General features: G+C 66.2%; 18 protein-coding genes and 5 pseudogenes. 8 read left to right on the forward strand and 15 right to left on the reverse strand.

Annotated elements, in window-relative coordinates:
• Positions 1 to 68 precede the first annotated feature (68 nt).
• The 5 genes and pseudogenes from istB to ACQEV2_RS00090 form a co-directional block, all read right to left on the reverse strand.
• Positions 69 to 839, reverse strand: a complete 771-nt coding sequence (istB, locus tag ACQEV2_RS00070) for an IS21-like element helper ATPase IstB (RefSeq protein ID WP_391335784.1) — start codon at positions 837 to 839, stop codon at positions 69 to 71.
• Complete coding sequence (gene istA, locus ACQEV2_RS00075; RefSeq protein ID WP_433034770.1) at positions 836 to 2,188, reverse strand: IS21 family transposase; 1,353 nt, start codon at positions 2,186 to 2,188, stop codon at positions 836 to 838. Before istA ends, istB begins: the two co-directional genes overlap by 4 nt.
• 1,180 nt (positions 2,189 to 3,368) lie before the next feature.
• On the reverse strand, positions 3,369 to 3,890 hold the full coding sequence (locus ACQEV2_RS00080; protein WP_433034773.1) for a transposase family protein: 522 nt from the start codon (positions 3,888 to 3,890) through the stop codon (positions 3,369 to 3,371).
• Between the two features lie 34 nt (positions 3,891 to 3,924).
• Positions 3,925 to 4,952, reverse strand: a pseudogene (locus ACQEV2_RS00085) (ISAzo13 family transposase); the annotation flags it as partial.
• Positions 4,953 to 5,921: 969 nt separating this feature from the next.
• A complete protein-coding gene (locus tag ACQEV2_RS00090; protein ID WP_433055223.1) occupies positions 5,922 to 6,083 on the reverse strand; it encodes a hypothetical protein in 162 nt (53 codons plus the stop codon).
• 18 nt (positions 6,084 to 6,101) lie between these two features.
• Here ACQEV2_RS00090 and ACQEV2_RS00095 point away from each other — a divergent pair, with 18 nt between their 5' ends.
• From ACQEV2_RS00095 to ACQEV2_RS00110, 4 genes and pseudogenes are all read left to right on the forward strand, one after another.
• A complete protein-coding gene (locus ACQEV2_RS00095) occupies positions 6,102 to 6,632 on the forward strand; it encodes a GNAT family N-acetyltransferase (protein ID WP_433054067.1) in 531 nt (176 codons plus the stop codon).
• A gap of 74 nt (positions 6,633 to 6,706) precedes the next feature.
• The gene (locus tag ACQEV2_RS00100; RefSeq protein WP_433034756.1) at positions 6,707 to 7,474 is read left to right on the forward strand and encodes a transposase; all 768 of its coding nucleotides are present in this window, start codon (positions 6,707 to 6,709) and stop codon (positions 7,472 to 7,474) included.
• Between the two features lie 46 nt (positions 7,475 to 7,520).
• A pseudogene (locus ACQEV2_RS00105) lies at positions 7,521 to 7,681 on the forward strand (IS5/IS1182 family transposase); the annotation flags it as partial.
• A 26-nt stretch (positions 7,682 to 7,707) separates the two neighbouring features.
• Positions 7,708 to 8,370, forward strand: a complete 663-nt coding sequence (locus ACQEV2_RS00110; protein WP_433034776.1) for a Tn3 family transposase — start codon at positions 7,708 to 7,710, stop codon at positions 8,368 to 8,370.
• 171 nt (positions 8,371 to 8,541) lie between these two features.
• On the opposite strand, the gene ACQEV2_RS00115 is transcribed toward ACQEV2_RS00110, so the two are convergent.
• The 3 genes and pseudogenes from ACQEV2_RS00115 to ACQEV2_RS00125 all read right to left on the reverse strand — a co-directional run.
• Positions 8,542 to 9,111 (reverse strand): TetR/AcrR family transcriptional regulator, encoded by a 570-nt coding sequence (locus ACQEV2_RS00115; protein WP_433034779.1) that lies wholly within the window; start codon positions 9,109 to 9,111, stop codon positions 8,542 to 8,544.
• Positions 9,108 to 9,425, reverse strand: coding sequence for an amidase family protein (locus ACQEV2_RS00120; RefSeq protein ID WP_433034782.1), 318 nt, complete (start codon positions 9,423 to 9,425; stop codon positions 9,108 to 9,110). Before ACQEV2_RS00120 ends, ACQEV2_RS00115 begins: the two co-directional genes overlap by 4 nt.
• Before the next feature lie 74 nt (positions 9,426 to 9,499).
• Positions 9,500 to 9,881 (reverse strand): annotated as a pseudogene (locus tag ACQEV2_RS00125) (amidase family protein); the annotation flags it as partial.
• Positions 9,882 to 9,934: 53 nt separating this feature from the next.
• Between ACQEV2_RS00125 and ACQEV2_RS00130 the strand changes: the two are divergent.
• Positions 9,935 to 10,735: an SDR family NAD(P)-dependent oxidoreductase gene (locus ACQEV2_RS00130; RefSeq protein ID WP_433034785.1), complete on the forward strand. Its 801-nt coding sequence runs from the start codon at positions 9,935 to 9,937 to the stop codon at positions 10,733 to 10,735.
• Positions 10,736 to 10,775: 40 nt separating this feature from the next.
• Here the strand turns inward: ACQEV2_RS00130 and ACQEV2_RS00135 are convergent, their stop codons facing one another.
• Together ACQEV2_RS00135 and ACQEV2_RS00140 are read right to left on the reverse strand one after the other, a co-directional pair.
• Complete coding sequence (locus ACQEV2_RS00135) at positions 10,776 to 11,228, reverse strand: recombinase family protein (RefSeq protein WP_433034788.1); 453 nt, start codon at positions 11,226 to 11,228, stop codon at positions 10,776 to 10,778.
• A 553-nt stretch (positions 11,229 to 11,781) separates the two neighbouring features.
• Positions 11,782 to 11,997 (reverse strand): hypothetical protein, encoded by a 216-nt coding sequence (locus tag ACQEV2_RS00140; RefSeq protein WP_433034791.1) that lies wholly within the window; start codon positions 11,995 to 11,997, stop codon positions 11,782 to 11,784.
• A 235-nt stretch (positions 11,998 to 12,232) separates the two neighbouring features.
• Here ACQEV2_RS00140 and ACQEV2_RS00145 point away from each other — a divergent pair, with 235 nt between their 5' ends.
• On the forward strand, positions 12,233 to 12,808 hold the full coding sequence (locus ACQEV2_RS00145) for a hypothetical protein (RefSeq protein ID WP_433034794.1): 576 nt from the start codon (positions 12,233 to 12,235) through the stop codon (positions 12,806 to 12,808).
• Between the two features lie 532 nt (positions 12,809 to 13,340).
• Here the strand turns inward: ACQEV2_RS00145 and ACQEV2_RS00150 are convergent.
• Complete coding sequence (locus ACQEV2_RS00150) at positions 13,341 to 13,562, reverse strand: hypothetical protein (RefSeq protein ID WP_433034797.1); 222 nt, start codon at positions 13,560 to 13,562, stop codon at positions 13,341 to 13,343.
• 915 nt (positions 13,563 to 14,477) lie between these two features.
• Positions 14,478 to 15,407: a LysR family transcriptional regulator gene (locus ACQEV2_RS00155; RefSeq protein WP_433034800.1), complete on the reverse strand. Its 930-nt coding sequence runs from the start codon at positions 15,405 to 15,407 to the stop codon at positions 14,478 to 14,480.
• Positions 15,408 to 15,557: 150 nt separating this feature from the next.
• Here ACQEV2_RS00155 and ACQEV2_RS00160 point away from each other — a divergent pair, with 150 nt between their 5' ends.
• Positions 15,558 to 16,517, forward strand: a complete 960-nt coding sequence (locus tag ACQEV2_RS00160) for a DMT family transporter (protein ID WP_433034803.1) — start codon at positions 15,558 to 15,560, stop codon at positions 16,515 to 16,517.
• 38 nt (positions 16,518 to 16,555) lie between these two features.
• Here ACQEV2_RS00160 and ACQEV2_RS00165 read toward each other — a convergent pair.
• Together ACQEV2_RS00165 and ACQEV2_RS00170 are read right to left on the reverse strand one after the other, a co-directional pair.
• A pseudogene (locus ACQEV2_RS00165) lies at positions 16,556 to 16,810 on the reverse strand (ATP-binding protein); the annotation flags it as partial.
• A 244-nt stretch (positions 16,811 to 17,054) separates the two neighbouring features.
• Positions 17,055 to 17,771: a hypothetical protein gene (locus ACQEV2_RS00170; protein ID WP_433034806.1), complete on the reverse strand. Its 717-nt coding sequence runs from the start codon at positions 17,769 to 17,771 to the stop codon at positions 17,055 to 17,057.
• A 116-nt stretch (positions 17,772 to 17,887) separates the two neighbouring features.
• Between ACQEV2_RS00170 and ACQEV2_RS00175 the strand changes: the two are divergent.
• Positions 17,888 to 18,738: pseudogene (locus ACQEV2_RS00175) on the forward strand (IS5 family transposase).
• A gap of 28 nt (positions 18,739 to 18,766) precedes the next feature.
• Here the strand turns inward: ACQEV2_RS00175 and ACQEV2_RS00180 are convergent.
• Positions 18,767 to 19,584, reverse strand: a protein-coding gene (locus ACQEV2_RS00180; RefSeq protein WP_433034809.1) for an IS5 family transposase whose coding sequence is annotated in 2 segments (ribosomal slippage) — positions 18,767 to 19,224 and positions 19,224 to 19,584 — 819 coding nt in all. Because the reading frame shifts where the segments join, the coding sequence is not laid out codon by codon here.
• Positions 19,585 to 19,632 lie beyond the last annotated feature (48 nt).

Raw genomic sequence — 19,632 nt, forward strand, 5'->3', positions numbered from 1 at the left:
ACGCTCGACGAGCTGGTGTCCCCGTACTCGTGTGAATGCACCACCAAGTACGGGGATATGTGCACCACTCAGGCCACGTCGGTGTCTCGCTCGATGGCCTGGAGCCGGTTCTTGAGCCGGTAGCTGTTGCCGTTGATGGGAACGACCTCGCAGTGGTGCAGGAGTCGGTCGAGGATGGCGGTGGCGAGGACCTCGTCCCCGAAGACCTGGCCCCATTCGCTGAAGGTCTTGTTCGAGGTCAGGATGATCGAGCCCTTCTCGTAACGCTTGGAGATCACCTGGAACACCAGGTTCGCCTCGGCTCGCTCGAGTGGCTGGTATCCCACCTCATCGACCACGAGAACGCCCGGCCGCAGATAAGTGCCGAGCTTGCTGGTCAGCCGACCTGCCGCTTCGGCGGCCTTGAGGTTGCGGACCATGTCGTCGAGGCTGGTGAAGTAGATCGAGTAGCCGGCCCGGCAGGCCGCGACGGCCAGGGCGACGGCGATGTGCGTCTTGCCGACGCCGGGCGGGCCGAGCAGGGCAACGTTGGCCTTCTCCTCGACGAAGGAGAGGCTGGCGAGATCCTTGACCTTGCGGGGGTCGAGCTCGGGCTGGAAGGAGAAGTCGTAGTCGTCCAGCGTTTTGTGGTGTGGCAGCTTCGACAGCCGCAGGCCCTGCCGAAAGCGCCGGTCGTCCTTGACGGCGAGTTCCTCGGACAGCACCAGGTCCAGGAAGTCGAGATAGCCCATCTTGGCCTCGTCAGCCCGCTGGATGTACTGGTTCAGGGCGTCGGCCAGGTGAGGCAGGCCGAGCTTGACGGCCGTGGTGCGGATGCGGGTGCCGGTCAGCTCGCTCAACGGGCTTCCTTTGTCGGAGTGTTGGAGGTGAAGGGTCGGGTGCCGGTCAGCTCGTCATAGACCGACAGCGGACGGCGGCCGACCTCGACGCGGGCGGCAGCGGCCCGGTTCAGCAGGGCCTGTAGCGGGCTGGCCTGCGGCTCGGGCGAGGGGTCCCGGCGGGGCGAAGCCGGGCTGTCGCCGGTGGTGACGCGGCGGCCGGCGCCGGTGGGCAGACCGTCCCAGTGCCTGTCGTCGACGATGCGGGCGCCGCGGCCAACAGCCCGCGGATGGGCGGCCAGCAGAGTCTCACCGTCCGAGCCGGGGACCGTGGAGTGCAGCGTGACCTGGGACTTCGTGGCCCGGATCTCGACCAGCTGACGGGGGCGGACCCTGCGGGCGGGCACCGAGTAAAGGTTCGCGTCGAAGGCGACCAGGCAGTCCTTGCCCACATGCCGCAGTTGCCGCTGGGCGACCACATACGGAGTCTCGGGCAGCGGACGCAGGGCCATGTGGTCGCGCACCGCCCGATGGCCGATGACCTCGCCATGAGTGCCATGCACCTTCGCCCGCCGCAGCGGCACCCAGGCTGCGAAAGCGGCGTTCATCTCCTCGATGGACGCAAACGCCCGCCCGGCCAGCACGTGATCGCGGACGATGCCGACCTGCCGCTCGACGCGGCCCTTGCCCTGCGGCCGGTAGGCAGCCAGCACATCGATGTCGAAGTCGTAGTGCCCGGCGAACGCGACCGCCTCCGGATGCAGCGGGACCGCCTCGCCCGGGGCGACGTGCCGGCGCACGACGGTCTTGGTGCGGTCGTAGACGATCGTCATCGGCACCCCGCCGAAGTGCGCGAACGCCTGTCGGTGGCAGTCGAAGAAGGTCGCCAGGTCCTGGCTGGCGGTGAAGCAGCAGAACGGGTCGCGCGAGTACGACAACGTCATGTGGAACGAGTAGACCTTCGGAATGCCGACATGAGCGAGGACCTTGCCCTCATCACCCCAGTCCACCTGGGCCTGAGCGCCAGGGACCACCTCGAACCGGCGGTGCAGACCGGCCAGTTCACCCGGGCTGATCCCGAGTTCCTCGGCGATCCTGGGCCTGGCCTCCTGCAGGTAGAGCTTCACCCGCTGGTAGTTGATCGCGACCCCGTACTCCTGGACCAGGCGCTCGTGGATCACCGCCCCCTTGAGCAGGATCTCCGCCCGCAGCATCGCGTCGATCAGCGGGGCAACCTCGTCCACCACCCGCCGCCGCGGCTGCCCGTTCGGCTCCCGCTGCGGCGGCGCAGCCGCCACCTCACCCGACAGGTACTTCGCGACCGTGCGGCGGTTCAGTCCGGTCTCCTTCGCGATCTCCCGCAGGCTCATCGCGCCGGACTCATACAAACCGCGAAACCGCCGAAGCTCCAGCCAGCGATGCGGATCCAAGACCACCGTCAGCCGCCCCTCTGCCACCCGAACCGACAGCAGCAGACTCGCGGCCCATGCCCCTCACCGCATCAAGAACGGTGCACTCTCATCCGTACGAGGTGGTGCACGTTCACTTGTACGCGGACAGCTGGACGCCGGCGGCGATGTAAACGTGTCAGGTGTGGAGTCCGGCTGGGTGGTCATGGAGTCGGGCGAAGATGGCTCTCCGATCCGACGAGCCATGTCGGGCCTGCATGAAGACCTCCTGACAATGGATCCCAGCGGGCGCGACGGAGCTGACCTCTGACAATGAGGGCAGTGCTTTGGGCGGTTGATGCAGGTCACGACTGGGGGATGATGCGGGTCCGGAGGAGTTCAAATGAGGCTCGTCCATACATGGCTCGCTTGAGCGTTTTCACCCGGTTCACGTGCCCTTCGACCACCTTGGAACTCCTGTCGGCCTGGACCGGTTCGGCGGTGCCCGCGCGGAGGGCCCACGGACCCGGCCTGCTTCGACATCGACCAGCACGGTGCCGTAGGTGCAGCCCTTGCGGAAGGCGAACTCGTCCACCCCCCAGAACCCGCGGCGCACGGTCCGGCACCGTCGGCGCCGTCAACAGCCTGAGCCGCCGGGTCCGGCCCGCGACCAGCCGCAGGCGGCGGCACAGCCGCGCGGCTGGACGTCCGCCGAGCTCGATCGCGATCGACCGCAGCCCACCCGTCAGCCCGATGCTGGAGCGGCGGTGCCGCCCGGACAGGCTCGGCACCTGCTCGACGAACGTCCTGCGGGAACAACTCTTTCGGTCGCAGATGTACCGGCGCACCCACAGCCGTACCACGACCCGACGGGAGCCCAACGGCCGCTCATCCAGGGGCGTTGGTAGGCGCTGTGCACGCGTCGTGCCTGCTTCCGGCAGTCCGGGCACCGGCCCTGGCGAGCGGTGGACACCGCCTCCACCACCAGGACGTCGGAGGAGTCGCTGACGCGCTCCACTCACACATCGATCCCTGGAAACAGCACAGCCTCGACCGTCTTGCTCGCCACGGCAGCAAACACGCTGCCGAAACGATCTCGCGTACCTGCCACTGACCTGGGGATTCACGGAAGCGCGGACAGAGCCGTTTTCAAGAATCTTCATCAACCCCCGGCGATGGCGCGGTAGGCCTCGGGCAGACGGTCGCGGCGGTGGGTGAAACGGGTCAGCTGCTTCCAGCGTTTGTGGTCGGCGAGGGCGTGTTCGACCGTGATGCGGTCCGACGAGTGCCAGTGACGGTCACGTTCCCGCTGATCGACTCTTCCGGGCAGTGCTCCGGGCTGCGGCTTTCTCGGCGGGGTGATGGCCTGGCCGGGATGGTCGCGGCTCAGGCCCAGGTAGCCGTAGTCCAGGAGGACCTCGACGTCGGGGAAGTGTTGGAAGCAGACGACGAGGCCCTCGTTGCGTGCGGCAGTGGCGCCATGCATACGCCCAGGCCGCAGGGCATCAGTCCATAACGTGCGGCCCCGCCAGTCGGCGATCACGGTGGCCTTCATCGTGTTCTGGTTCTTCTTGCCGGAGCCGAACGCGCGCCGTCCGCCGCGGCCGGCCGGTGACCTGCGGACCTGGATCTCGGTGGCGTCCAGACGCAGCTCGATACCCTCGGCCAGAACATAGGCGAACACAACCCGCCAGCGTCCGAAGACGCAGACCAGGGCTGCGTAGCTCTCCGATCGCGCGGGTGATGGTGGACCGGACGACGCCGAACAGCAGTCCCAGCACCGAGTGCGGCAGGTCGTTCCGCAGATGAATCAGGGTGGCCACCAGCCGGTCCAGTGCCGGTTCAGGCATACCGGTGAGTTCTGGGTGGCGCAGGCGCCCAGCGCAAGGCTGTGGGGACGGCCCACCGGCTGACCGCTTCTCGGCTGCACTGGTGGTTTCGCGAGGTTGAGGCTGGAGGGTGTAGTTCCAGTCGCCGTGGAAGCGGTTCGGTATATGGGCAGAGCGTCGATAGCGCTGTCGGTCACCTTGATACCGGTGTCGTAGGTGCCCGGGTCGAGTTCAGCGTGGACTCCCAGCTCGGTGCGGGTGGTGGTCGCCACCATGCTGTCCACGATGGCCTCGTGGCTGGTCAGCGGGCGGCCCGCCAGTCCATGGAGATGTGGGAGACCGACCGGTGCTCTACCTTGTTCTACTTCGAGGTGCCCGGCGACATGTGGCAGACCATGATGTGCAAGCCGTCTCAGCAGCCAGAGCTGCGAGTTCACTCTTCCAGGCGCGGGTCCGGTAGCCGCTGGACCCGCCTGCGTCCGCAAATCACTACATGGATAGCGGCCGGATAGTCATGCCGGCCCTGGAGGACACAGCGAGCGCGGCGGTGCCGCGATCAGTGCCGACACTGACACAGCCGGTGTTCGAGGCGACGTCATAGATCCCGTACGGGATCGCCTTGCCAGGTCCCTGCGTCTTGACCAGTACCGGTTCATGGCCGGCCACCACTGGCGGCTCGCCATCTTGTAGTCGCCGACAAGTTCCTACGTCTTCATGTCCACGCTGATTACCGGCTGACCGGCCCATGGGTTCCCTGGCCCGCTCGTTGAGTGTGGAATTGGGCGTCGCGGTCCGGGTGCTGCTTGCCCCTGGCGGGTGAGCGCGGCCATGAGGTTTCCTGGTCGACTTCGCCGTCCAACACAGCGGCGACATCGGATCGCCCGCTCGTCAGGTACGACCAGCCGCGCCCCAGGATCCGGGCCTCGGCCCCCTCATCAGCCGCCGCTGCCGCTCATCCAATGCGAGAACCGCCCCGAGCTTCACAGCGAGTTGACCACTAACCCCTCCAGAGACTCTCATATCACAATAACGATACCAATAACATGAAACAATACCTTCATTCTCTACAATCCCTCAGACCCCGCAGGTGATAGTTGAGAGTTACATCTGAGACATTCAGCTCGTTTAGTCGAAAATCGTCCGGCTGACCTATCCGCCCGTTGGCGACACCTGAGGGCCGCCACCGCCGGGACTAAACATTAAGCAGCAATTACTCTTGAATTAATTACACGCTCCATATTGCATTTACTGCACACAAGCTGATCATCCACTGAAGTAGAGAAGAGTGTAATTTCAGGGTGAAGAAGCTAAAAGCTGGGCTGATTGCTACATCCCTTGCCGCCACACTCTCAACGGAATCTTGGTTACTGCGGGGTCGGCGAGCGCGCAAGGCAGTACTTGAAGCCTCCGGCCAATTTCGGTGAAGTCGAACGTTACTACGGCGGGTTGTTGCAGTCGGGGACATCCCGGCCGGTGACCCCGCCCGTGGTCGCGTTGACCACTGATCGGGTGAACCGGACTGACGTGACAGGCGAGGCCCGACCCTCGGACTGTTGGGCGAGATGTCCAAAGTCTCAACACCATAGACGGGGCCTCATTGGGAGCTATCACAAACCTGCGCCGTCCGCCTTGATCCGAAGCAGTCTGCACGCGTCAGGCCACGTCGCGCCGAGGTCCCCCCTGATCACACCTGTCTGTACCGTCGTCAGCGAAGGACGGGTCGGCTAACGAGATTCCTTGATGCGGTCGATTCGGGACAAGGGTGCCGTCGACGATGCCACAACCCCGGATGGTCAGACATTATGTGCGAGTTCTGCACTCCTTTCGCCCTCGTCCACCTCAACGAACACTCGCCCGAGGCGGAAGCAGCCAGCCGCCCGGTGCGGCTAGTCCACACTGACCCCCGCATCGTCCACCTGCTCGGGCCCGACGAACTCGACGCCGCCGCTTTCGGCACCACGCTCCGCGCCGCTGCTACCGCAGCCCACCTCTCCTGGCCCGGCAATCTCGCCATCCCACCTGACCCAAAAATCGTACTGCAAATCCATGGAATGGTGAAAAATCTTATGGGATTCCTTATTAGAAATCCGCACGCTGAGGAACTAGAGGCTGTTGGAAAGCTGACCGAAGCGGCATACAGGGTTGACGGACTACTCCCCCCGGAGACTCAGGACTACGGGCAGCAGCTTCGGGATGCGCAGAGTCGGGCCAGGAAGGCTGAAATCTTTGTCGCAGTCACCGACCTCGGAGACTTACTGGGCACCGTAACCTTTACGCGACCGAATAGTGAGTATGCTCAGATAGCAAATGCCAGTGACGCAGAATTTCGCATGCTAGCTGTTGCGCCAGAAGGGCGTAAACAAGGAGTCGGTCAGGCGCTAGTCCAGAAATGCATAGCCCAAGCCCGCAGAGAAGGATTCAAGCGCTTGATCATTTCAACAAAAGACGATATGTATGCCGCCCATCGGCTATACGAGCGAATCGGATTTTACCGATTGCCCAGCCTAGATTGGTCCCCACTTCCCGGGGTCGCCCTACTCGTGTATGGGATTGACCTTGCAAATGCGGAATCGCCCTGGGGCCCCATGCACCGGTAACAAGCCTAAGACCGTGTCCTAATGGGCTAGAGGTTGTCCCGTAACCGGTGGGACGGTTGGTGCGTTGGCTGGGCATGGGTGGGGTGATCTCAGCGGATGATCCGAAGTGGATCGAGCCGTTCTCCGGGCTGACCGAGTCGCAGTTCACCAGGCTGGTGGCCTTGGTACGGCGTCGCGGTGGTGACGTTCAGCGCGGCCGTCCCTGGCGGCTGCCGCTGGAGGACTGGGTGTTGCTGGTGGCGACGTACTGGCGCACGAACCTGACGTTGCGGCAGGTGGCGCCGTTGTTCGGGGTCTCGAAGTCTGCGGCCGACCGCATCCTCGATCACCTGGCGCCCCTGCTGGCCATCTCGCCGGCCCGCCGGCCGCGCAAAGACACCGTCTACATCGTCGACGGCACCCTCGTGCCCACCCGTGACCGCAGCATGGCCGCCTCCAGCAAGAACTATCGGTACTCGACGAACGTGCAGGTCGTGATCGACGCCAACAGCCGCCTGGTGGTGGCGATCGGTCTGCCGCTGCCCGGCAGCCGCAACGACTGCCGGGCCTTCACGGAGTCCGGCGTCGACCGGGCCTGCCGCGGCGCACCGACCATCGCCGACGGCGGCTACCAAGGAACTGGCCTGCTCATCCCGCACCGCAAACGACGAGGTCAGACGCACCTCAGCCCACAGCAGGAAGCGGAGAACGCCGTCCACCGCCGGGCGCGAGCCCGGGTGGAACACGCCCTGTCGCGGTTGAAGAACTGGAAGATCCTGCGGGACTGCCGGCTCAAGGGCAACGGCGTTCACCAAGCCATGCTCGGCATCGCCCGACTCCACAACCTGGCCCTCACCGGATAACTCACACCCCATACGGGACAACCTCTAGTTGGCAGTTGCGCTGGACATGGAGAGTGAACGGTGGGGATGGATCATTCCGGACGGCTTGAGGGAGATCGCGAAGCCGTTGCTGCCGCCGGCGCGGGCCCGTCCGCAAGGGGCGGGGTCGCGAACATCGATGATGAGGCGGTCTTCGCCGCGATCATCTATGTGCTGGTCAGTGGCTGCATGGCCAGTCGGAGATCGGGTTCGGGGTGACCCGGTTGCTGAACGTCGATCTGCTGCCGCGCATCAAGCAGATCAACAAGGTCAAGCTCTACCGGCCCACCGGTGAGCCGGGCGCGTACCCGAATCTCAAGACGGCGCTGACGAGGCCGATCCGCTGGGACGTGATCGCGGCGAACTACGACCAGGTGATCACGTACGCCACCGCGATCCGCACCGGTACCGCGTCCGCCGAGGCGATCCTGTCCCGGTTCACCCGGGCCGCCTCCCACCCCGCCTACCAGGCCATGCTAGAGATCGGCCGTGCCCAGAAAACGAGCTTCGTGGCACGGGATCTGCGCTCCTGCGACCTGCAGCGCGAGATCGAGGAAAGCCTGAACGTGGTCGAGGCGTGGAACCGCGCCAATGGCATCATCTACCACCCGGCGCGGAGAGATCTCCACCAACCATCGCGAGGAAGTCGAGATGGCCGCCCTGTGCCTGCGGATCATCCAGGCCTCCCTGGTCTTCGTGAACACTCTTTGATGCTCCAGACGGTCCTGACCGAACCACGCTGGTCCGCCCTGCTCACCGCGGCCGACCGGCGCGGCCTGACCCCTCTCTTCTGGGAGCACGTGCGCCCCTACGGGGACGTCCGGCTCGACCTCGGTTCGCTCCTGGACCTCGGTGGCGCCGGTGCACCAGTCGGCTGATCGGCCTGATGGAAACTCACCCTCTGGCTGCAGGTTCGATGCTCCGAACCGCCTGATCCCAGGTGTCGACCTCCGTGGTCTGCACGCCGCAGATGGCAGCGACCGTCGTGGGCCTATCAGCGTGCCGCCCAGACCCGGAGGATCCCGGAGTTCGTGGACGCGTGGAACGGCTCAGGCGGGATTGCCTGTGAGAAGAAGGAGTGCGTCGACGAGGTCGTCGGTGGCGGCGCCGGTGGCGAGGCGGCGAAGTTGCAGACCGATGACAAGGGCGACGACGGGGCCGGCCATGCGTTCGGGATCCGGTACGCCGAGGGTACCCAGGATGGATGCCGCCAGTTGGTCGTAGGCGGCGAAGCATTCGGTGGCGGCGGAGCGTAGCTGGGGGTCGCGGCCGGCTTGGATGTAAAGCTCGTAGGGGGCGATGTGTTCGTTGTCGAAGGCGGTGTCGGCGGCGACCTGGCCGACGAGTGCGCCGGCTTCCTGCGGGGTGATGGGGCCTGTGCAGTGGTGGGTGGCGAGGTCGGTGAAGCGGCGGGTCTCCTGGGTGACGAAGGAGCGCAGGCTTTCGCGTAGTAGGTCGTGCTGGGTGGCGAAGTGGTAGGTGATCGAGCCGAGGGAGACGTCGGCTTCCTTGGCGATGCGGCGGTTGGTGACTGCGGCGATGCCGTTTTCGCCGATGATCCGCAGTGTGGCCGCGATGATGCGTTCCCGGGTCTGGGAGGGGTTGGGCATGGTGCTCATCGTTTCATGGTCGTGTTCCCGGCCTGCCGTGTGTTCCGGCGGTAGTTGGCGGGTGGTGTGGGGTCCGGGTGGTGGAGTGGTCGGGGGTGGGGCCGGTGTTCATGCCAGCGCAGGTCATCCTCGAGTTGGGCGGCGAGGGAAAGCAGGAGAGGTTCGCTGTGCGCAGGTCCGAGGAGTTGTGCCCCTAACGGGAGGCCGGTGGTGGTGAATCCGGCGGGGACGCTGATGGCGGGCCAGCCGAGGACGTTCCAGGGCCAGGCGTGGGGGCAGGATGCGATCACCGCCTGGTTGGTGCGGGAGTTGGACAGGCCCATGGATGCGCGGGGGCGGGGTGGCGGTGGTCGGGGTGAGGATGACGCCGGCCTGACGCGCTTGAAGATCGTGCCGATTGGCCCAGTTCGGGAGTGTTGGTCTTGCGGACGATGACCGCTCTTGCGGCCCTCAGACGGCGGACCGCCTCGCCATCAGCTGCCCTGGGAGGGAAATCGCCGCTGCAGCCGAAGGCGGTCGGCTCACCGGCCACGTCAGTGTCGTCCTTGACAGCGATCGGAACGCCGAGCAGCGACAACCGTTCCCCGGCTGCCAGGCGCCGGTCGGCGCCATCGGCCTCGGCCAAGGCGGCATCGGCGCGCACCCGGCGGAACGCGTTGAGGGTCGGCTGGGCGGCATCGATCCGTGCCAGGGTCTCCCACCAGGGCGCGGGAAGAGACGTGGCCGCCGGCGAGAGCGGCTGTCAAGCCCGTCAGGCCGGCGTGAGTGGAATCGGGCATCGTCTTTCCTTCCCCTCTCCGCTACTGTTCGTTCGAACGAACAGTAGCGGAGGATGGCCTTGACGAACATCAGCGGATCGACCGTTCTTCTCACCGGTGCCAGCGGCGGCATCGGCCATGCCCTGGCCCGGGCGCTGGCCGCCCGAGGCGCCAGTCTGGTGGTCACCGGCCGGCGCGCCGACGCACTCGAGGAACTCGAGAAGTCGCTGGCCGCCCGCCCGGTGGTCGCAGATCTCAGCGATCGCGAGGCGGTCGAGCGCCTGGCCGAGCAGGCCGGCCCCGTGGACATCCTGGTCGCCAACGCCGCCCTGCCGTCCAGCGGCGACCTTCTCGACTACACCCCCGAGCAGATCGACCGCTCGTTGGAGGTGAACCTGCGGGCCCCGCTGATGCTCTCCCGGCTGCTGGCACCGCGTATGGTCGCGCAAGGCCGTGGCCACCTGGTGATGATCGGGTCGATCTCGGGCCGGGCAGCGTCCCCGGCCACCTCGCTCTACAGCGCCGCGAAGTTCGGCCTGCGCGGATTCGCCCTCGCCCTGCGCCAGGACCTGCACGGCACGGGTGTCGGGGTGTCCCTTGTGCAGCCGGGCTTCGTCCGCGACGCGGGGATGTTCGCGGACACCGGCGCCACACCGCCCGCAGGCATACGCACCGTCAGCCCCGAGCAGGTCGCGGCCGGCACCATCAGGGCAATCGAACGCGACCGCACCGAGGTCAATGTCGCACCGGCCGAACTGCGCCTTGGAAGCGCCATCGGCGGCCTCTTCCCCAGTCTCGCCGCCACCGTCCAGCGCAAGGCAGCACCCGACCTGCTCGTCCAACAGATCACCGCAGCACAGCGCGACAAGCGCTGACCGGAACCATTTCCGGCACCGGAGCCTAAGGTGCTGTCAGTCAGCTCTTCGCGGCCGTCATCTTCGGTTGGCGGAGCACGGTTGTGGTCTTGTCGAGGTGGCCGTAGACCGTGAAGCGGGGGACGCCGAACAGGCCGGCGATCTGCTGGACGGTCTTCTCGCGCGCGTCGTACAGCTGCTGGGCGAGGGCAGCTTGGTCCTCGGTGAGCCTTGGACGGCGTCCGCCGACCCGGCCCCTGGCGCGGCGGCGGCGAGGCCGTCCATCGTGTTGGCGACGATGAGCTCGCGCTGGAGCTCTGCGAGTACCGAACAGCATGCCGAGCATCGCCCGGCCCTCGACGGCGGTGGTGTCGATGCCCTGCTCGATCACGTGCAGCCCGATGCCTCGCTCGCGCAGGTCGGCGCCGAGAGTCACCAGGTGGAGGACGGAGCGGGAAAGTCGGTCGAGACCGGTCATCTTCAGCGTGTCGCCGGGCCGCAACAGCTGCAGCACAAGGTCGAGCTTCGGGCGGGACGCCTTCGCGCCACTCGCAGTGTTCGACGTGGAGATCGCCCCGCTCCACCCCGTGCCGCAGGAGCGCGTCGATCTGATGATCGGGATGCTGGTCCGCGGTCGAGACCCGCCACAACGGCTCTCACGTCCGCCCGCACCATCGCCACACTCGCCCGGCGACCGCCCGATCCGCTCGCCCCACCCCGCGCAGGGTGAACACGACCGTCACCCGACTCCAGTCGGCCCCGGTGGGTCAGACGACGTGGGTACGGAGCTATCGCCGCACGGACGGCACCTACGTCCGTGGGCACCACCGGCGGATCAGCCGCCCGGTCGCCGTGGCGGCCGGGCGGGGGCGGCGTCATCCTGCTCATATTCCTGCTGCTGGCTCTCCTGGACGACGGAGGCACAGGTGCCGCGAACACCACGAGTCAGCACCCGGCCTCTCCCGCCAGCGTCAGGTCACGTATCCAGCCGCTGAGGAACGAGCCGCGAGGGCCCCGGGTGGTCTGCCACCCGGGGCCCTCGTTGCATCCTCAATGCAGAGCAGGTCCTACGCGCAGCTCCGAGTCAGCGCGCCCGAAATCACCGGCCGCCCCGTGGTGACGATGACGGCAACCGCAGCAACGAACACCCCAGCCCCGGTGAGAGCGGCGGTCAGCGGCTGACTCAGGGTCGGCCGACGGTAGACGGCGTACGCGAGTGCGCCGATGAGCATCAGGCCGACCAGATCGAGCAGCAGGACGACCAACAGGGCGAGCGTGGACACGGAGCACGCGGGGCGACCAGGGTCGGCGTGAAGCCGCCGTCCTCAACATGCAGCGAGCGGCATGCGGGAGCGGATGAGAATCCCGACGCCCTTGCGTCTCGTGCGCAGAAGCCCGGGCAGGTGCGTCAGACTGACGGGTCACGCAGCGTCGCGTCGTACGCGGCAATGGCCTCCGCGTCCTCCGTGTCGACCTCCTTTTCTTATCCGACGCCAGAAACCGCAGGAGGAGCGCCCCTTGAGCACCGCCACCGAGCACCCGTCAGGAGAGGCAAGCGCGGTCCTCGTTCCCGCCGTCGCCGACGAGCGGGCGGCCCGCTTCGCGCTGTGGGCCGAGCGGCAGGGCGTGGAGGTCGCCCAGCGCCTAGCGGATGCCGAGGACTTCGCGAATGAGGTGCAGCGGCGACTGACGCCCGCCCACACCACGGACACGTACGCGAAGGCGTGGCGCGTCTGGGAGCGGTTCTGTGCTGAGCGCGGCCTGCCCGAGCTGGAGGCGACGCGCGGCGTCCTGGTGACGTTCGGGGTGTGGCTGCTGGACCGGGGCCAGGCGAACGGGAAGGGCTACGCCGCATCGTCGGCGAGCACGATCCTCGCCGGGGCCATCGTGGAGCCGCGCCGCCATGGCGTGGAGGTGAGCCGGGACGACCAGGCGCAGGCCCGTACGCAGCTGGAGGCGGGCGCCGTCGAACTGCTCAAGGCCGAGGAGCGGCGCGGCCGAGGCCAGGCGGCGGCCGCCGAGGTGCCGGATGTACCGGGTGGTGAGGGCCTGCCCGACACCCTCGCCGGGCCCGGGACAAGGCGCTCATCCTGACCAGCTTCCACTACGCCTCGCGCGCCCAGGACCCCGCCGGCCTCCTCTGGTCGGAACCGGACGCGCCCGCGTTCGTCGGCATCGACCGGCACGGCAACGTCACCGGAGGCATGGTCCCCGACTCCGTGACGCGGGCCGTGAAGCGAATCAGCGTCCGGGCCGGGGTCAGCATCGCGTGGACCGGCCACAGCCTCCGCATCGGCCTGTCCAGGACCGCCCGCCGCAAAGGGAAGGACGCCGTGGCGATCGCCGACCAGGGCGGATGGGCCCTGCACTCCCGCTCCATGAACAGGTACCTCCACGCGCAGCTTCAGCAACAGCCGATCTGCCCGCCGGCATGCCTCCCTATACGACGTGAAGAAGGCCCGCACGTCCTGCTGCAGGCCCACTGGCAGACTGCCGAAGGAGCCTCGGCCGTGGAAGAGTTCCACCGCCAGATACAGCAGCGTGTTCAACGTCGAGCGTTTGGCCCCCGCCGCCACCCGCTCCGCGTCCGCCCCGTCCCTGACCAGCCGCTTGAGCTCACCGGGCGTCAGATGGGCCAGCAACTCCGCAACCGCCCGCGGCATTTCGTCATCCGCGGCGGCCGACCACGACGCTCCACAAAGTCCACCAGGACACTGATCGCCGAGGCGGTGTCCTCGGAAGCAAGCCACTCGGCATCCGGCACCACCCGACGGGCGAGATAACCCAAACGGGCGGCTTCACTCTTGAACGCGTACACAATGCCCGGCGCCGCGGCCACCACCCGCACACGGTCACCTGCTCCACGTACTCCCGCAGCTCGCCAGCCGCATACAAGTGCTGAAACGTCTGCCGGCTCGTCAGCAGCCCATCTGCGAACTCCTCGCCGCGGACCTTGGACTTCTCCCACGTCAACCGGGCCGAGACCACCAGCAGCGTCGACGTCAACTCCCATGCCCGCAAAAGCGTCTGGCGACGCTCCGCCGGATCCTCGATCACATTCAGCACATACGTCAGCAACACGACATCACTGAGCTGTTTCAGCCTGGGCACCGATCGGGTGACATGGGTGGCCGCTGGACCAGGGCGTCAGCGTGGGAACGCGCTGGCCCGCCACCCGTCAACAGCAGCCGCGCCATCACCCTGGCGAGTGACCGCTGAAAAGGCTCACTGACCTGAAGTTGCGTTTCCGATCGGTAATACGGATCCCAGCCGACTACCCGACACTCCAGCCGCTCAAGTGCCCGCACGTCATCGCCACGACCACAGCCGTAGTCGAGAACCGTCCGCTCCGGCGTCAGCTGACCATCCGCCAGCACCTGCCGCGCCGGAACCGACAGCGTCGCCCGACCAATCGCCGTCCGACGACGCTCACTCCCCCACACCTGCCCCACCACAGACACTCACCACCACCAGACACCGACGAGCACCAGTGTGCCAGAAGACCTACCGCTTCACGGCGCTGCAGTCCTTGCCTGTCGTGCGCGTCCCTTGACGTCTCACCTTCCGCCACGGTGGCGCTCCACCCAGACTGTCCCCCTAGCCATGGCACCACAAGCCCCTGTCAGAGCGCACACCCCAGCGGTCAACGTGCCTGCATGGCTTCATTCACTTCTAGCGACAGCGTTTGTCGATGGGTTTCAGCAGCATCCGGAGATCAACGCGCTCGCCGTTGTTCATGGGATAACAGCATGCGCCAAAGCACTCATGGGGTGACGTCAGGAGTCCAGGCGGTTGAGCTCGGGTGCTCTGCCGCGTTCCGTGTGAGGAGGGCGAGGGCTGCGGCGATCGCCGGCTGCGCTTCGGTGCCTGCGCGGACTAGCGCTTCGATGGTGCGTCCGGGGTGGGGCAGGGGCAGGAGTGCTGTGCCGGGGGACGGATTCTCGCAGAGGAGGCCGGGCAGAATGGTCGCGGCCAGCCCGGTGGCGACGAGGCACAGCGCTGACCGCAGGTCTTCGAAGCTGTGCTCAATGCGGGCGGTGAATCCGGCACTGCGGCAGGCGTGGAGCAGGATTTCGCGGCAGCTGCTGGGCTCCGGGGCGGAAATCCAGTCGTGGTCGCGCAAAGCCGCCAGCCCCTTGTCGCCAACCTCCTCACGCAGTTGCTCGGGGACGGCAAGTACGAGCGGGTCGTGGAACAGTCCGACGGCAGTGGTTCCGGCGGGCTGCGGGGTGCCGAGAAGGTGATAGCGGTACGACACCGCCACGTCCAGGACGCGCTGCTTCAGCATGCGGACCGCGTCCTCTGGCTCAGCCTGCACAATTTTGGGCCGCAACAGCGGATAACTCTTTGCCACCTCAGCGACAAGGGGGACAGCTACAGCGCTCAGCGCGCTGGGAGCACAGCCGATGCGCAACTCCCCGCTGGGTTCCCTCTTCAATGCCTGGACGGCGCCTTCGGCTCGTTCCAGCGCGGCGAGCACCTGCTCGCATTCCGTGGCAAGGGCCACACCCGCGGCTGTGAGTCGGACGCCACGGCCCTCCCGGTAGACAAGCTGGACCTTCGCCTCTGATTCCAGCGCGCGCAGCTGCTGGGACACCGCCGAGGGCGTGACTCTGTGCAGGTCGGCGACGATGCTGATCTTCCCGTGCTCGGCCAGGTCCCGCAGGATGATCAGCCGCTTCACATCAATCACTAGCCCAGCTTAACATTACTTAAAGAAAATGTAGCTTGACTTCAGTTAGCGATCCACTCACGCTTTCCCGTGACAGAGACACTACGCCGGCGACGGGCATTACAGATTCGTCAGTCCGTTCAGCCGCTGCCACGATGAGGGATTGATTGCATGCGGAGCGCTTACCTCAAGATGACTGTGGCCTCGTTGCTTTTTGGCTCCTATCTCGTTGCGAGCAAACTGATCTTGCGTGAAGTGCCCATCTTCACCGCAACCTTTGTGCGGCTCGCCAGCGCTTGTCTTTTCTTGGGTGTCTACGTGGTGCTTAAGCGCCCAGGGCGAGTGAGGCCGGGACGCCGGGACAGCGTGATGCTCGGCTTGCAGGCCCTGCTCGGTGTTTTCCTCTTCAGCGTGTTCGCCATGTATGGCGTGAAGTTCACTGGGGCCATCGAGGCCGGCGTCATTTTGGGCATGGTGCCGGTCTCCATCAGTCTGGTCGCCATGATATTTCTTGGTGAATCGATCTCTTTCCGCCGGAGGCTGGGTATCGCACTTGCGGTGCTGGGTGCTCTCAGCGTCAATGTATTGAGTTCCGAATCCGGGGCTGGATCGTCGGGTTCCAACGTCGCGCTTGGTTCATTCCTCCTGGTCAGCGCGGTCGTATGTGAGGCGATCTTTGTGACCTTCGGGAAATTCCTGGCCAGGCCGATTCCGCCCGCTGCTCTGTCTCTCATCCTTTCGGCCGCGGGCGCTCTGATGTTCGCTGTACCGGCCGTCCTTGAGTACGACTGGTCGATGCTGGCTGAGGTGTCCTGGCAGTCATGGGCACTTATGATCTACACCGGAATCGCCATCAACGGGGTGGCTGTAGTCCTCATATACGACGCCATGGATACGGTGGACACCACGGTCGCCGCTGCCTTCACCGCCCTGACGCCAGTCAGTGGCGCAGTTCTCTCCGTAGCCTTGTTGGGCGAGAAGTTCCACCCCTACCATCTAGGAGGAATGACGCTAGCTGCCATCGGCGTCTTCGTTGTTTCCACAGAACCGGCTGGGAACAAGAAACGCCTCGCAAGAGGCCAAAGAGAAGTAAGGGCGTCAGAGCCGAACGATTCCCTCGTATGCCGCTGACAACCTTGCTGCCATCCGAAAAGGAGATACGGCAGCAATCAGCCGGCCTCGGCGTGCGCTTCTGCTCGTGCGCGGGTGGTGACGAGGCGGTAGGAGTCGGCGCCGGTTTCGATGATGGTGCCGTTGAAGGCGAGGCGGTCGACGATGGCCGCGCAAAGGCGGGGGTCGGTGAAGGTCTTGGTCCAGCCTCCGAAGGATGCGTTGGATGCGATGGCGACGCTGTTCTTCTCTTCCCGTTCGGTGAGGGCCTGGAAGAGGAGTTCGGCGCCGTGGCGGTCGAGCTCCATGTATCCGTGTCGTCCTCGGCCACGGCAGCATGGATTTCCGCGAACCGGACGGCTCCAACCTTGATCGCTTTGGGGCTCCCCGGACGCAGGATGACGTTCGTCGCCCCGAAGGGAGCTGCGATTAGCGCGTGCATCAGTGGTCCTTCCGCTTCGGCCTTGGGCGTTTGCTAACGGTGAGGTGGATCCCGGCGCGGGGATCGGGCCTGAGCCGCGGGGGAACAGGTCGGGCAGCGTCCGCGCGCCGGGAGTCTTACCTGCCCGATGGCCAGGGACGGGCGTCATCCGGGCCACCGGGCAAGGGTTGTGTGGCTGCGGTCAACTCCTCCAGCAGCTCCTCCAGGTCGACGAGCCGGAAGGAGTTCAGCCGGCGCACCAATTGCGATGCGAGGAGCGTTGGCAGGTTGGGGTGGCCATAGGGCAGCGGGTGGTCGGGGGCTGCTACGACCTGGACGCCGTCCTCGCCGTAGCCGTAGAGGGTGCCGTGCACGCCGTAAAGGGGGGCGCTCCGCGTGATGAAGACCATCGGCCGGCCGTCGAGGTGCGGGCACAGGCGGGCCGCGGCGCGCGCATGCTTCGCGCACACGGGCGGCTGGCCGGTGATGATCGAGGTTGCGTCGGGCTCGTAGTCGTTCGGGCCCGCGAGGAAGATGAAGCCCAAAGGGGTGCGCGCGCGCTTTACGCAGACCTGGCAGCGCAGTTCCTGCATCGTCTCCCGTTGCCGGGAAGGGTGCATGAGTTTCCATCGCGGCATGCCCGTCGGCATGCCCCGCTCATCCCGCGGTGTCTGCGAGCAGCGCGCCCACAGCACCCCACGAATGTCCCGATCGTCTCGTTCTTCATCGGCGTAGCGCAGTTGGAGCCTATTGCCAGGCCGCTTCGGGGTGATGAGCAGGTTGGCCGGAGCGCCTTCTTCCCCTTCTCTCAGGGTGACGTAAGGCACCAGGGATGACTCGGTCGAGGTCCGCACGGAACGGGTCTTCCTTTCTTGTCTGTCTGCGGGGTGGGCTTAGAGGGCATCTGATCTAGGTAGTTGTGTTCTGGGATGTTTTTGTGACTGGCGTCGTTGGTCGTCGTTCATGAGGTGTGAGTGTTCGTCGTCCGTACCGCAGTGACGTCTCCGACGCCCGCTGGGCCTTGATCGAACCGGTCTTCACCGCCTGGCGAGCGAGACGGACCGGACCCGGCACAGCGGCCCGGGTGCACGAGCTGCGGGAGATCGTCAACGCGATCCTCTACGTCAACCGCACCGGCATCCCCTGGGAGTACCTGCCGCACGACTTCCCGCCCTACAAGACCGTCTACGACTACTACGCGAAGTGGGAAGCCGACGGCACCACCAGCAGGTCCACGACCTGTTACGCGACAAGACCCGCCGATTCCATGGCCGTCGTGCGGAGCCGACCGCGGCCGTGGTGGACGCGCAGAGCGTGAAGACCTCGGCAAATGTCGCCGAGGCCAGTCAGGGCACCGACGCCGGCAAGAAAATCAAAGGGCGCAAGCGGCACCTGATCACGGACACCCTCGGTCTGGTGCTGGCCGTCCTCGTCACCGCCGCGAACGTGCACGACACCGTCGGCGGCAAACTCCTGCTCGACGACCTGGCCGCGGCACATCCCAGCGTGACCAAGGTCTGGGCCGACGGTGGTTACCAGAACAGCATCTTCAACCACGGTGCCCGGCTGGGCATCGATGTCGAGGTGGTGCAGCGGTCACGGGCGAGGGGGTTCGAGCCGCTGCCGAAGCGGTGGGTGATCGAGCGGACCTTCGGCTGGCTGATGCAGCACCGCCGCCTGGCGCGGGACTACGAAGGCCTCCCGCAGAGATCCCGGACGATGATCCACTGGGCGATGGCTAACAAAATGTCCCGCAAACTCACGGGAGAATCCACACCAACCTGGCGAATCGAAACAGATATCCCACTCGCATCCGCGTGAACACTGATCAGATGCTCTCTTACTGGCCCTAACAAAGCCTCTGGACGTGCCGATGGGTGATCAGGCAGACGGCAAGTCCGAGGAACGCCTCGTGGATGTCGTCGCGTCGTTCCCACCGGATCCGCAGGCGGCGGAAACCGTGCAGCCAGGAGATTGTCCGCTCGACAACCCAGCGGAAGGTGCCCAGGCCGGTGCCGTGCGGTTGTCCCCGCTCGGCGATCGCGGGCCTGATCCCGCGCTGGCGCAGGAGCCGGCGGTACTTGTCATGGTCGTAGCCGCGGTCCGCGAAGAGCATGTCGGGCCGTCGGCGCGGTCGGCCGACCACTCCCGCCACTGCCGGGATCTTGTCCAGCAGTGGCAGCAGTTGAGTGACGTCGTTGCGGTTGCCACCGGTCAAAGACACCGCGAGCGGGATGCCCTGCCCGTCGGTGATGATGTGGTGCTTGCTGCCCGGGCGTGCACGGTCGACCGGGCTGGGCCCGCTTTTGGGCCTCGCCGTGCGGCCCGGACGTGGGAGGAGTCGATCACCGCCCGCGACCAGTCCAGCTGGTTCTTCGACCGCAGCTTGTTCAGCAGCAGCTGGTGCAGCTGGTCCCAGACGCCTGCCTCGTTCCAGGCCGCCAGGCGACGCCAGCAGGTCATGCCCGAACCGAAGCCGAGCTCCTGGGGCAGGTACTCCCATTGGATGCCGGTGTGCAGCACGAACAGGATGCCGCACAAGGCCTGACGGTCGGGCACTCGCGGCCGTCCCTCCACCAGCTTCGGCGGAGGCTCGGGCAGCAACGGCTCGATGAGCGACCACAGTTCGTCCGACACGATCCACGGCCGCGACTGACGCTTCCCCACGCCCCCTCAACGAGCGACAAAGCAGACAGTCACATGATCAACCCGCTT

Source organism: Streptomyces sp. CA-251387 (genome assembly GCF_050936625.1).
Taxonomy (GTDB): Bacteria; Actinomycetota; Actinomycetes; order Streptomycetales; family Streptomycetaceae; genus Streptomyces.